Source organism: Alteromonas sp. 14N.309.X.WAT.G.H12, assembly GCF_036697315.1.
GTDB lineage: Bacteria > Pseudomonadota > Gammaproteobacteria > Enterobacterales > Alteromonadaceae > Alteromonas.
Genome location: NZ_JBAHZB010000001.1, coordinates 209,755 through 223,482, shown reverse-complemented (window position 1 = coordinate 223,482; position 13,728 = coordinate 209,755). Strand labels below are relative to the sequence as shown.

12 protein-coding genes are annotated in these 13,728 nt (G+C 45.4%); 9 read left to right on the top strand and 3 right to left on the bottom strand.

Annotated elements, in window-relative coordinates:
• Positions 1 to 418 (top strand): hypothetical protein (locus V5298_RS00995; protein WP_332929591.1); only part of this gene is annotated, 418 nt, incomplete at its 5' end.
• A 42-nt stretch (positions 419 to 460) separates the two neighbouring features.
• Entirely contained in the window at positions 461 to 745 is a 285-nt protein-coding gene (locus V5298_RS00990) for a helix-turn-helix domain-containing protein (RefSeq protein ID WP_332929590.1), read from the top strand.
• Between the two features lie 109 nt (positions 746 to 854).
• Here V5298_RS00990 and V5298_RS00985 read toward each other — a convergent pair whose 3' ends face one another.
• Together V5298_RS00985 and V5298_RS00980 are read right to left on the bottom strand one after the other, a co-directional pair.
• Positions 855 to 1,592: an AAA family ATPase gene (locus V5298_RS00985; RefSeq protein WP_332929589.1), complete on the bottom strand. Its 738-nt coding sequence runs from the start codon at positions 1,590 to 1,592 to the stop codon at positions 855 to 857.
• A gap of 15 nt (positions 1,593 to 1,607) precedes the next feature.
• Positions 1,608 to 3,182, bottom strand: a complete 1,575-nt coding sequence (locus V5298_RS00980; RefSeq protein WP_332929588.1) for an XrtA system polysaccharide chain length determinant — start codon at positions 3,180 to 3,182, stop codon at positions 1,608 to 1,610.
• Between the two features lie 248 nt (positions 3,183 to 3,430).
• On the opposite strand from V5298_RS00980, the gene V5298_RS00975 reads away from it, so the two are divergent.
• From V5298_RS00975 to V5298_RS00945, 7 genes are read left to right on the top strand one after another with little or no spacing between them, the layout of a single operon-like run.
• Positions 3,431 to 4,834, top strand: a complete 1,404-nt coding sequence (locus V5298_RS00975) for a TIGR03013 family XrtA/PEP-CTERM system glycosyltransferase (protein ID WP_332929587.1) — start codon at positions 3,431 to 3,433, stop codon at positions 4,832 to 4,834.
• A gap of 11 nt (positions 4,835 to 4,845) precedes the next feature.
• Positions 4,846 to 5,712: an XrtA system polysaccharide deacetylase gene (locus V5298_RS00970; RefSeq protein WP_332929586.1), complete on the top strand. Its 867-nt coding sequence runs from the start codon at positions 4,846 to 4,848 to the stop codon at positions 5,710 to 5,712.
• Positions 5,699 to 7,153 carry an exosortase A gene (xrtA, locus tag V5298_RS00965; protein ID WP_332929585.1) on the top strand — a complete coding sequence of 485 codons (1,455 nt, stop codon included), beginning with the start codon at positions 5,699 to 5,701 and terminating at the stop codon, positions 7,151 to 7,153. The genes V5298_RS00970 and xrtA overlap by 14 nt, the downstream gene beginning before the upstream one ends.
• A gap of 29 nt (positions 7,154 to 7,182) precedes the next feature.
• Positions 7,183 to 7,989 (top strand): glycosyltransferase family 2 protein, encoded by an 807-nt coding sequence (locus tag V5298_RS00960; protein ID WP_332929584.1) that lies wholly within the window; start codon positions 7,183 to 7,185, stop codon positions 7,987 to 7,989.
• The gene (gene asnB, locus V5298_RS00955; RefSeq protein WP_332929583.1) at positions 7,989 to 9,872 is read left to right on the top strand and encodes an asparagine synthase (glutamine-hydrolyzing); all 1,884 of its coding nucleotides are present in this window, start codon (positions 7,989 to 7,991) and stop codon (positions 9,870 to 9,872) included. The genes V5298_RS00960 and asnB overlap by 1 nt, the downstream gene beginning before the upstream one ends.
• Positions 9,873 to 9,900: 28 nt before the next feature.
• On the top strand, positions 9,901 to 11,079 hold the full coding sequence (locus V5298_RS00950) for a glycosyltransferase family 4 protein (protein ID WP_332929582.1): 1,179 nt from the start codon (positions 9,901 to 9,903) through the stop codon (positions 11,077 to 11,079).
• An 11-nt stretch (positions 11,080 to 11,090) separates the two neighbouring features.
• Positions 11,091 to 12,530, top strand: coding sequence for a lipopolysaccharide biosynthesis protein (locus V5298_RS00945; RefSeq protein WP_332929581.1), 1,440 nt, complete (start codon positions 11,091 to 11,093; stop codon positions 12,528 to 12,530).
• A gap of 2 nt (positions 12,531 to 12,532) precedes the next feature.
• Here the strand turns inward: V5298_RS00945 and V5298_RS00940 are convergent.
• On the bottom strand, positions 12,533 to 13,728 hold a 1,196-nt coding region (locus V5298_RS00940), incomplete at its 5' end, for an AAA family ATPase (RefSeq protein WP_332929580.1).

The following is a 13,728-nucleotide window of genomic DNA, read 5'->3' as shown; positions in this document are numbered from 1 at the left end:
GCCATTGCCTCCAAAAGAGAACGTCCAGGGTAAATCTGAGATTACACCCGTCTCTAAGGTACAGGAAACAATCGCTTCAAGTGAGGGGGATCCTGTTCCTCTTGGCGATACCGAAACTCCGGTTCCCGCTGTCGAGCCAAACATTTCGGAGGCTTCTGAGCATAAGCAAAGCCCGAGCCCCGAACTGCAAGTGAAGGCGAAGAAAGAGGCAGATTGGTACGCCGTTGAACCTGCTGGTATCAACATCATCGTGAACGTACCTACTGAAAAGCGAGTCAAAGAGGGGGTGTTGTTGACAAACCGAGCATGCGATAATCCCGCTGAGGTCTATGTTCGTCTAACCGGTAAAGGGCGGCAAATTGTTAAAGTGCTTGCTTCCGAGCTCGACCTGGTTGGGATTAAGCCCTCTAAGGATTGATAAACCTGGCCCTTCTCATAGGGCCATAACGCTGGGAAAACAATGGCGATATCCAAGGATACAAAACGTAAATTTGATATCATTTATGTCCTTTCAAGGACCAGCAAGCCGAGCCTGAAATACATTCACGAAGTCACCCAAATTCCTGAATCTTCAATAAAGCGCCAAATTGCCGCTATTAAAGATGAATTTGGAATGAATATCTCTTTTGTCAGGGACAGAGATGCCCAAGGGAAGGGGAGGATTGGTTATTACATACTGGCGGATTGGGGGATCTTAGATCGAAATGAGTTCATACAGCACTATTTAAAATGGGTATTGCAATAGCGGGAGTATCGATTAATAAGCGAACAATATTGATACTCCCAAGGATATTTTGACGCTGACGCAACCCACCCGTTAAAACCAATCCCTCAATGTCGTTGAGGGATTATTGTTAACGTGTACGCCAGTCATTGCCATGTAGCGTTTTATTCAGAATAAAATGAACACAAACCCCATCCGGGATACGCTTTAGCGCCGTTTGAATATCACTGTCTCGGGTTTTCCCTTCTTCAACAATAATGATAACTTGATCTATATAGGCCGTTAGGGCAACAGATTCATTAACGTCAAGTAATGATGGTGCGTCAAAAATGACAAGTCGGTCAGAGTAACGATCTCTAAATTCATTCATGAGCACGAACATTTTGTCACTGGAAAAAAATTCATTCGCTAAAAAGTGATCCTGCCCAACTGGCATAAACCGCATATTCTCGCGATCAGTGTGATAAATGAGTTGGCTAATCTCCGCTTTTGTTGACGCGAGATAGTCCAATAACCCGTCTAAATGTTTAGGCTCTGTCGTTCTACTTAGTGTTGAACGAACCACGTCCGCGTCTACCAGTAAGACGTTTTTATCCTGCTCATTCGCAATGCTTCTTGCCAAATTGTAAGCAACAAACGTCTTTCCTGCGCCATCACTGATGGACGTCACCATGATCCTGTTTTTAGGTTCGATTATAAGGTCGTCCTCTTCATCTGGCGTCAAACAATGGAACGCGGTATGCAGTATTTCCCGTTTTATGGATCTAAATTCCTCCATTACACTAACAGAGAGATTACTGCTTTCGCCGATGGCCATAATCTTTTCATAGACATTCAATTTGATTTTGTTATTTGTTGCGTTAATCATAATCTTATGGATCCCTTATTTTAGCCACATGAAGGGCGATTGACCGTAAATCATTTCGTGAGCTATTAATATAACAAAAATAATAAGCAGCAATGCTGATGATGCGAGGAATGTAAAGCTCTTAAAACGGCGCATACGTTTCATCTTTTTCCCATTCACATGCGCGAGACGTCCGATAATTTTGTGGTTACCGATAACCTTGTCTAAATGCGCGTAGCTTGTGATACGGGCAGATGTCTGACTTGAAATAAAAGCCATAACCAGGCCTATCATCATGCTAAAGATGAAAATCATCACATACAAAATGATACGGGGTGGGCCAACAGGCGAAATGGCTTCCCGAGGGGGTTCAATAACCTTGAATTTCACCTGTTGCGTCTTTTCGTCGGCTTCCGTGGATATCATGGCGGATTCACGACGCAACAAGAGTTTTTCATACAAGCTCTTATTGGTTGAGTAATCACGGTTCAACTCAGCAAGTCTGGATTCGATTTCAGGCATGTTGCTGAGGTTCGTTTTGAGGTATTCCAACTGGTCAGCCAACTTCTGACGTCGGGCGAATAGGGCATCGCGTTCAGCTTCTAATTCATTGATCCCTAGTGCAAATTTCTGTAATGCAGATGAGTCATTACCGCTGGGCTCACCGGTGTAGGCGATGGTACCTTGAGCCGCGCTGTCGAGGATGGTTGCCTGTTCTTTTTCGCGTAACGCATCAATGGCTTTGATGTTTTCTTGGAGTTTGATTATTGAGGGGTGCTTATCGGTATACTTTACGCGCATTTGATCAAGCGTCTGGCGTAGTTCGTTAAGGCGGTCGTCATACGAGGTTTTTACAATACTATCATTCTTCCTTTCTTCCCCAGGCATGAAGCGGCCCCGTCGGCCATTAATTTCTGCAGCCTTTTCAGCAATAGCGATATCGAGGTCCGCAATGTCGCCCTCCGTTTCAGAAAGCGCGGTGTAATAGGACTGTCCGTTCGGCATGGTCGTTTGATTGTTGCGTTTGAACTCAGCTAATTCACGTTCGGAGTCGCGCAATTTTTGCTCGTATTTGTCTAATTGTTCCTGGAGGAAATTTGTAGCGACCCCAGAGTCCTGACGGGAACGACCAGCACTTTTGTCGACGAAGTTCTGCATCGTCAACTCCACCACTTTTTTGGCGAGTTTAGGGTCGGCATTTTGGTAAAGAATATCGTAGACGTTTGTTCGCGTGGAGCCCGAGATCTCAATTTCGTCTTTCAAACTGCTCAGTTGAGCTTCATACAACTCGGGTGTCGCGTATTTAAGGTGCATGTCGGTTTGACGCATGATGTCCTTCAGCGTTTCGCGAGTGAGGAGGGTCCGAGAAATCGTCTGAATGTCATTGTCCGTATCACCTTGTACGGCAATATTGTTCAAGAGAGGTTTGAGTATGCTGGAGGTGTCAGCGAATACGCGCGCTTTCGTTTCATATTGGTTAGGCATCGAGGCGACAGCTAGCCAGCCTAAAACACAAATACTCCACATAGAAAGCATGACATAGCGCTTTCTATGCCAAATTCCTGACAGGTAAATCTTAAGGAGGATGATTTTTTCCTCAAAACTTTGCATGACGTATATTCCTTGTCTTTAGGTTGAGTATCCGTACTCATCCATCTAGCATAAATCTAGAGGTAAATAAGGTTATTAACTAATATAACGAACGCAATAGTAGCATGCTTTTTTGAAAACACGCAACATACTACAGACTTGCAAGAATATGCTTTATTATTTTTGTTGTTATCATAATGCGATGTTTGATACCATTCTTTTACCCCAACGGATTGGGAAAAATATGTTTATATTAAGCAAGGAAGCTTATGATCAACACGTACAAATTAAAACGGGCGTTTTTCTTTTTCTTTTTTGACGCCTTATCCTTTATGTTTGCCTTTTTAGCCGCATGGACTTTTGCCGTCCTACTAGGGAAACATCAACAAGTCTTCCAAGAACTGCTTGTTAGTGCCGTTGTCATCGTCCCGGTAATGACCTCACTTCATTTGTCGCTCGGCCTGTACGAAACCAAACTCAGAGAAACGGCATGGGCCGCTTTCACCCGTGGCATCATGAGTATGATGGGTATTTACATGGCCTTTCAAGGTGTTTTAATTGCCCTCAAGATCAACATTCACCCCTTCACACTGTGCGCCATACTGTTTGTCGCCCTTTCGCTGCAAATCCTTTGGCGTTACTGGGCCATTGATTGCGGTCTTTTTTATATCACACGACGGAAGGTCTTGATTTTGGGCGGTGGGGAACGCGCCGCCTTTCTCCCACGACGAATGCGACGAAGTACCGATAGGAAACATTTCACACTTGTTGGCTTTCTGCCGGTATCAAACCTGAGCGACTCAGTTAAGTATGCAGAACGTATTGTGACCCTTGACGAAAATTCGACGGTCGCTCAAAAGCTCCGGTTCCTTCAAGAGAAGGGCGCGGTGGACACGCTTGTTATCGCGACAGACAAAAATGAAGACATCCCGGGCGATGCCTTGCTGGACTTAAAAATGGATGGCGTGAATGTTGTAGAGCTTGAGGACTTTGTAGAAGCAGAGTTAGGCCAACTTGCCGTGGAGAACATGCGCCCCGAATGGCTGCTAAGGAGTGGGGGATTTAAATTCAATAGCATTTTGTCCATGAAGTGTTACGACGCCTTAAACGGGTTGCTGGCATTGGTTTTGTTGTTTTTATTCTTTCCGATCATGCTACTGGTGATAGTTGCGATTTATCTTGATGATGGACACCGGAATAAGACCAGTTTTTTGTACAAGCAAGTGAGGGTCGGCCGCGGTGGTCGGCATTTCAACATCCTCAAATTCAGAAGTATGGGCAAAGACTCAGAAAAAGATGGCGTGCAATGGGCACAGTCTAATGATGCACGCATAACCCGTATTGGTGGCATTCTACGAAAATACAGGCTTGATGAACTGCCACAGTTATTCAATGTGCTAAAGGGAGACATGTACTTCGTCGGCCCTCGGCCAGAGCGCCCCTATTTTGTCGAACAATTAGAACAAGCGATCCCGTTTTATTCATATCGTCATTCAGTGAAACCCGGTCTGACCGGGTGGGCACAAATTAACTATCCCTATGGTTCAAGCACAAGGGACAGTCTCGAAAAGCTGAAATTCGATCTTTATTACATTAAGCACCACAGCTTCATTCTTGACCTCTATGTATTGGTCAGAACGGTTGACGTGGTGTTATTCGGAAAAGGGAGATAAGGATGTTTCCTATGCATAAAATGAATGCAATGACAGTTGATGTCGAAGATTATTTTCAGGTTGCCGCTTTTGATGGCGTTATTAGTCGAAAGGTATGGGACGATCAAGCGCCCCGGGTTGCAACATCCACAAGACGTATTTTAGCGTTATTTAAGGAGCGGGGGGTCAAGGCGACCTTTTTCACTCTCGGGTGGGTGGCAGAACGTTACCCTAGCCTAGTGCGAGAGATAGTCAATGATGGTCATGAACTGGCCAGTCATGGTTACGACCATCAAAGAGCGACCCTCATGACACCAGAGACTTTCTATAATGATGTGGTGAAAGCTAAAGCTATCCTTGAGGATGTGTCTGGGGTTGAGGTAATTGGTTACCGCGCCCCGTCCTTTTCGATCATGGAATGCAACGAATGGGCCTTCAGCCTCTTACGCAAAGCGGGGTACCAGTATAGTTCCAGCACTTACTCTATTAACCATGATCACTATGGCACGCCAGACTGGCCAAATGAACCCTATCAACTGTCGAACGGCCTTTGGGAGTTTCCACAGTCGACGGTCGATGTTATGGGTAAACGACTTCCTGCCGGTGGTGGTGGCTTCTTCCGTTTACAGCCGTACTTTATCAGCGCCAATTTAATCAACCGTTTCCACAAACAAAAGCAGCACCCTTACATTTTTTACTTCCACCCATGGGAAATAGACAGAGATCAACCCCGCATATCAGGCGCGCCGTTAAAATCAAAAATCCGACACTATATCAATCTTGCCAAAATGTTTGGCAAGATTGAAGCATTGGCGTCGGAGTTTAAATGGGTGTCAATGCGTGACGCTCATCAGGATTACCTGATCTGTCACGAGGTGGAAGAAGATGTTGACGCCTAAAATTAAGTACTGGGTATACCTGCTCCTGATTCTTGTTGGTACCGTGATCATGATCTCGGATGCAGCCAGTAACATGATTGTATTATGGTTAACGACGGATACCTATATGCATGGTTTGTTCGTTTTGCCCTTGGCGGCCTTTATGATAGCGAACAAGCCTTCGCCTCACACCAGTCGTCATCCAGTAGGCCGACATCAAGCTCTCTTGTTATCCTTTACCTGGGCAGCATTGTTACTCGTTGGTAAGCTTTCGTTGATAAACGTGATACAGCAAGTAGCGCTTATTTCACTGATTCCGCTAACTGTTATCTTGTGCTATGGGTGGCGGATTGCATGGCACTATCGCACCCCATTGATGTTGGTATTTTTCTGTGTCCCTGTGGGGGATTTTCTCGTACCTTGGCTGCAATCGATCACGGCAGACATGGCCGTTTTTCTACTGCATGCAACAGGCGTATCTGTGTTACGCAATGGATGGTATATAAGTATCCCTGCGGCAGATTTTAGGGTCGCTGAAGCCTGTAGTGGGGTTAATTTTTTGATATCAACATTTACTCTCTCAATATTTTACAGTTTTATCTACATGACAAAATGGCACAAGCGCGCTGCTTTTATCCTTTTGGGTTTTTTGGTTCCTTTGCTTTCCAATGGATTGCGTGTGTACCTGATCATTATAATTGCTCACTATGGGAACAAAGAAGCGGCTACCGGATTTGATCATGTTGTTTATGGCTGGATATTTTTTGTTTTTATTCTAATTATACTTTTCTCCATTGGTCATTGGTGGCGGGACCCGATTGCCTCGCCACACCAACACGACCATCCTTTCAAAAAAATCGAATTAGCCATTGCCGCTACACCCGGGAAGTGGGCCCTTCCTCTCTGCCTAGGGCTAGCGATTGTCGCGAACTTCGCCATTGCACCCCTGAATGAAACCAGCGCGCGTCAACAAACACCGAGTAACGTGTCCAGGGCAGCTAAAAAGGAAGAGATTGGAGAAGGCTTACCACTTCGTCCTAAGTTCCCGATGGCAGATGCTATCACCTTAAAAGAGATGGGAAATTGGAGACAATACAAGATAGTGTATTACTCCGAGAATGATGACAAAAAAATTATAAGCTTTCAAAATCGCTGGTTTGATGATAAAATTTGGTCCATTAAAAATAAAGAAAAAATCTCTATTTTATTGCATGACGGTACCGTAATCCCGGTTGATAAATGGACATTGGTTGGGGTAACGGGAAGCGAATACCAATTGTTAACGAGTTACTGCGTCTCTAAGGATTGGTCCAGTAATACGTTGATGGTAAAGGCGCTAAAAGTAAAACAACAACTCTTATTGAACTACACCGGTTCATTGGCGGTCGCTTGGTTCTCGCCCTCAACGACACCGATAAGCCAGCTTACTATTCAGCTTGAATCAAGGACTTTGTGTCCTTAATAAGAAGACAAATCACATGGAGGTGGTAGATGCTTTATTCAGTGGTGATCCTATCTTACAACGCAGAACGGACGTTAGCTAAGTGCCTGGCGTCATTGATTGGTGCGCTCGAAAAATATGCGGAGCCATCAGAGGTATTCGTTGTGGAGAATGGATCCACCGATGGCAGTCAAGCGATATTAAATGCCTTCAAAACCACATATCCAAACTTGATAAAAACCATTTTATTTAATAAAAACACGGGCACAACGCATTCTAGAAACAGCGCGTTGTCTCGGGTACAGGGTAAATACGTTTTAATTTTGGATTCGGATGCTTTTATCGACAAGCCCGCATTAGACACGTTAACAGAAAGCCTTGACCGGGAAACGGACATTGGTTTGGTCTGTCCCCAGTTGCGTTATCGTGATGGTAGATTTCAAATGTCTACGGATGAATTTCCAACGTTAGGTCGGAAATTACAGCGTTTTCTTTCGTTGAGTAAAATGCAAAAAAGTACGGATGTATATTCGCTTAAGGAAATGGATGTTGATTATGCCATATCCGCGTGCTGGCTAATGTCACGACAAGCGGTGGAAAAGGCGGGGTTATTTGATGAAAAGATCTTCTATTCTCCGGAAGACGTCGATTATTGCATTTCATTGTGGAAAGCGGGTTTTCGTCTCCGTTACATTCCCCAAGCGCATGTTATCCATGATGCGCAAGAGTTGTCTCGTGGATTCAAAATCACCGCATTTCATCTCTCACATTTAAAGGGGTTGTTTTACCTTTTTTGGAAGCATAAATACTTCTTCTCACCCAAGGGAATACAAACGCGACTTCGAAGGGTAGGCTAATGTGTGGGTTTGTCGCTGCGGTAGCATCGGAGAAGGCCCCCTTGCCCAACATGGGCAGAGTCAAGGCGATGCAAGCCGCTATTGCACATCGCGGTCCGGACAGTGAAGGTTTTTTAGTCGAGGAGAGTGTGATCCTTGGGCATCATCGGTTGTCGGTGATTGATGTCGATAGTGCTCCTCAGCCGGAAAGAACGATAGATGGCCGATTCTCGATGGTCTACAACGGTGAGATATTCAACTACAAATCGTTGAAAGAAGAGCTGGTTGCACAAGGGGTTGTTTTTGAACGTAGATGCGACACAGAGCTTTTGCTGAAAGCCTTTTTAAGGTATGGGCCCGCCGTATTCTCGCGCTTAGATGGGATGTTTGCCGCCATCATTGTTGATCATCAAAAAGAGCTAGTTTGGGCGGTAAGGGACAGGGTCGGGGTTAAACCTTTATACCTAGCAAAGGAAGAGGGGGTTTGGTTGTTCGCCTCTGAGATTCAAGCAATTAAAGCTTATGCCCCTTCACGCTTTAGCTCCTTTAACCCGGAAGCCATTGATAACTATATGATGCTAGGCTACATCGTTGAGCCCAAGACGTACATCGCAGGAATTCACCAATTACCGCCAGCCCATTATGCTGTTTATGACATGAAGTCAGGTGAGGTTAAACAGCATGAATACTGGTCTTTAAAAGACGTTATACATTCGACACCCTCATTTATCAGTCAATCTGAGGGATGCAATATACTCGAAGCCAGCATTCGCGATCAGTTAATGTCGGACGTCCCTCTTGGCACCTTTCTTTCTGGGGGACTCGATTCTAGCCTTGTCACCCAGGTTGCTGCATCACAAATGAATGGTAAGAGGATCCATTGCTACTCCGCGGGTTTCAGCGTTAGCGATCATGATGAAATTCCAGCTGCGTTGGAAGTCGCCGAAAAGGTGAATGCGCACCATACCACTCTCTATTTTAATGAGTCCTTGCTTTCCCGTGTCGGACAGGTGGTAGATATTTATGGTGGGCCTTTTGCAGATAATGCGGCTTTACCGACGTACGATTTAGCACTCAATGCACACGACCAGGTTAAAGTCCTGCTGTCCGGCGATGGCGCAGACGAATTGTTTTTTGGTTACCGGAATCATCGTTCGATGTTTATCGAACAAGCCGTTAAAGCGTATCTCCCAAGCTTCATTAACGAGCATGTGCTGGGCTGGATCGCAAATGGATACCCAAATCACCCTTCAATGCCGCGTTCGTTGAGAGCAAAATCAACCTTTCAATCACTCAGTATGCCACTGTGCGAAAGTTATTGTTATGCGATGAGTATTGCGTCAAGAGCAACGCTCAATCAACTTTATAGCCATGAATTCAAATGCAGATTAGGTGCCTTTTCGACAGAGGGGGAATTTGCGCGTATCGGCCATGAGCTAGAACATCACAATCCTATGAAAGTGATACAGTATCTCGACTTCAAAACCTACCTCCCAGGCTCCGTGTTAACCAAAGTCGATCGCGCCACGATGCGTGCCGGTGTTGAAGCACGGGTGCCATTCTTAAGCAATACCATGATGGATAGGGTATTGCCGCAAGAGCCTCAGCATAATATTGATTGGCGAAGGAATAAAAAACAATTACGACACTGGGCTGGCAAATGGTTAACCGATGATGTTAGAAACCGGGAAAAACAATCCTTTACATCCCCGTTATCGCAATGGTACCGCACGGTGCAGTACCCAGAGCTTTTTCGCATGATCATGACGGATGAACTCATGGAGTCAGGTATATTTGACGTAAGAAAAGTTGATGCTTTACTGCGTGAGCATCATATAGGCAAAGCCGATCATGGAACGACGCTATGGGCGCTATCAATTCTAGCAAGAACGCTTAAACACTAGAACTAAAAAAAATACAAGGAATGTATTCATGAAAATTTTATACCATCACCGAATTGCGTCAAAAGACGGCCAATTTGTACATGTTGAAGAAGTGATTCGGGGGTTGGAAAAAGACGGGCACGAAGTCATGCTCGTTGGACCACCAGTTCACACAAAAACGGACTTTGGCCATGATGGTGGACTGGCTAACAAGCTGAAGAAAATTTTGCCCAAGGCGCTCTATGAAATTATGGAGTTGGGCTATGGTGCCCTGATAGCAAAACGTCTATATCGAGCTATAAAGGTATTCCAGCCTGATGTTATTTATGAACGGTACAACCTCTACCAACCGGTTGGAGCAATGTTAGCCAAGCGTTTCAATATACCTTTACTCCTAGAAGTTAATGCGCCGCTCAAACAAGAGCGAATAGCCTTTTATGGCGCGCTAGGACTGCCTAAAATCGCCGCGTGGTCAGAACGCTATGTGTGGGCAAATGCGGATTTAGTCCTGCCTGTATCCGAAGTGTTGGCTGACCATGTGCGCGCAGAGGGCGTACCGGAAGAACGGATCAAGGTGATTCACAATGGGGTCCGAGAGGAGGTGTTGGAGAGCTTCCGCGAGAAGACGACGGTTCTGGGTGAGACGATCACACTGGGTTTTTCAGGGTTCATGCACCTGACATGTGGCGTTGAGTGGGCTTTAGAGGTGCTTGCTGAGAGGGACGACCCTCGATTACGACTTTTATGTGTGGGAGATGGTGATGTCCTTCAGGGTTTAAAAGATAAAGCCGCCGCGCTGGGCGTTGAAGGTCAAGTTGAATTTACTGGGCTAGTCAAAAGAGAGGCCATTTTTGATTATGTGAAACAGTTTGATGTCGCGTTACAACCTGACGTGACCGATTATGCCTCGCCGCTGAAAATGTTTGAGTACATGGCTGCCAAAAGCATAATTATTGCCCCTAACAAAGCCAACATTCGCGAGATCCTTAATGCCGATTGTGCGGTCCTATTCGAACCCGGAGACCCAGAAAATTTCAAAAAAGCCCTCGTGGATACGTTGACGCATTTAGACGAGAAGAATGCCCTGCGAGAAAAGGTCTATCAGCATATGTGGCGTAAAGGCTTTACCTGGGATGAAAATGCCCGTCGGATCGCCAAAACAGCCAGAGGCCTAGTAGAAAGCAGGCCCCTTACACCTCACTTGACACAGAAAATGGCTAACAAATAGGAGCGGTTACCATGTCGTTTAAGCGTCAAGTGATTAGCGGCCTTTTGTGGTCCATTTTCTCGAAGCTCGTGACACAGATACTCTCCTGGGTGTCGACATTTTTTGTTATTCGGTTACTTACCCCAGAAGATTATGGCGTAATGTCTATTGCTGCAGTTTTTTTTACGCTTGTCAGTATGTTTGCGACAAGTGGTTTATCGAAGGCGGTCGTTAATGAACAGAAGCGATGTGAGCGAACGAGTAATCTTATTTTTACCTTCTCATTGCTTGTTAACCTTGTGCTGAGCAGCCTGGTCGTCATATCGGCACCTTTCATTGCTGACTGGTATAATAACCAAAATCTCGTACCGGTACTTTGGATGATGGCGGCAATAAGTCCCGCCAGCAGTTTTATCGTTATCCCACTGGCGCATTTGCAGATGGAGATGCGATTTAAATCTAAGGCATTTATTGAGGGTGCCGCGATGCTTTTTGGTTCTATTGTCGCGCTTTCATTAGCATTAAACCTTGATACGGGCTATTGGGCATTAGTGTTTTCCAGTGTGGCCATTACTGTCGTAAGAATGATTGGTTACAACCTCGTTGCGAGAAGTCGGTACCGACCCACGCTTAATTTTAAGGGGGCCTTCTCGTTGTACAGTTTTGCCCTGCATCTCCAACTCGGCGGGGTCATTTGGTTTTTATACTCTCGCGCTGATACGTTGATCCTCGGCAAGTTTTTGGGGTTAGAAAAAACAGGGGTTTACAATGTTGCCAATGAAGTTGCTACGATTCCGATGAACAAGGTCACGATGATCATGAATGACGTTGCTTTTGCCGCATTTAACAAAGTAAAAACGGATATGGTGGCGGCAAAGGCTTATTTACAGAAGGCGCTGCGCCTCCTTTCTGTCGTAGCATTCCCTGTGTTTTATGGAATAGCGTCCATCTCGAACGAAATCGTTTCTATTGTGCTCGGTGAAAAATGGATTGAAGCCGGGCCGCTCATCTCGCTGTTTTGTATTATCGTCCCTTTTCGGATGCTTAACATTTTGCTTGGCAATTTTATCACTGGGATGGGGGAGGTTAAATTTGGTTTAAAAAATGCCATTCTCACCGCCATATGCTTAATTACCGCATTGTTTATTGGTGGCCCTTATGGTTTAAAAATAGCAGCGTTCACTTGGTCGTTAGGATATGCCATTGCCCTGATTATTATGTACAGACGTTTTTTATGTAAATTCGACCTGCCTTGGCGATTCTTCTCGGTCGCATGCACGCCTTTTTTTCTGTCAGCACTAATGCTTGTTGGGCTGTCTCAACTGGGCGGGTATTTAGCAAGCCAAACGACCTTTTCTATTGAAGTCTGGCAGATTATGTTTTTGAAAATCCTTGCAGGGGGTGGGTCCCTAGGTTTAGCTCTGCTTTGCTTGTACGGCAGAGAGATGAGGGAACTGCTATCAAAGGCGTGACATTAAGTGACCCCAAACCGCTTGCTATCAGCGGCTTGGCGGTCCAGCGCCATTTTAGACATAATCATGGTGAATTTTCTTGCCTTGGGGTCAACTTTGATGATTTTTGGGGATAACGTTCCTCGGAACGACACGTTGCTATAGTCTCGTGGCCGCGATAATCCCACATAACTGATCCCATATTCTAAAATATTGTTAAAATCAATACAGACATTATCTAAGGTCAGTCCTTGGCTTTGATGGATAGTTATTGCCCAGCCTAGACTGATAGGCATTTGGGTGAAAGACCCCGTTTTTTTCTTGGTTTTATTGGCCCCCTTATTATTGGGGCCGACCACTGTATGCTCGAATTCCCATGTGTGCTTTTTGACTTCAACGATCCCGCCACGATCAAGTTCCACAGTGATTAACTTATTGGACAGTGATAAAACAATACCGGGATCGCCATTGCTATACCCTTCATTGCGGTTGTTGGTACGGATGATGACACGCGCGCCCTCTTTGATTCGGATAAGGTCAGGAACGACTTTGGTTTCAACGGTCCCCTCGCTTTCGGCGCGAAAGGTATATTCTTTTGTTGAAATGGCATCGAGCTTTGTTGTGTTAATACTCGCTGCCATTTTGTTTGTCGAAACTAAGTGAATCGTCGCTTCATCAATACGGCCTGTCGCGACTTGCTTTAAATAGGCTATCGCATCATCAATTCTGTTACCCATGCGTAAATTACGCAAAGCGCGGCGAAGCTCTTCGTTGCCCTGACGAATGTACTCCGTTAGCACATAAGGCGTAAATTCGGCCTCGTGGAATAACGGTGATTCGAACAGATGACGACGGTGACCGTATTGCTCAAAATACAACAGGTAGTCCTTGTTTCTTTTATCCACGACCGGCGGGGCCTGCATGAAATCAGCAACCAAAATAAGCTGAACGCCGCCGAAAGGTTTGTCGTTGCCCCTGGCTCTTTGCAGCCATATGTTCAGAGCTTCGAATTTATCAATCCGCAACATGCTTGCCTCGTCAATGAGCAGTATTTTAAGCGCTTTAAATTTGTCTCTCGCCTCCTTACTCATTCGTTCTGGGAACGAGATATCTCCCCCTCTGAACCCCATAAAACTATCGATGGTTTGACCCATAACATTAATGGCGGCCCTACCGGTTGTTGCGGTAACCACGAGGCCGTCTATGTGTCGTTCTAGGA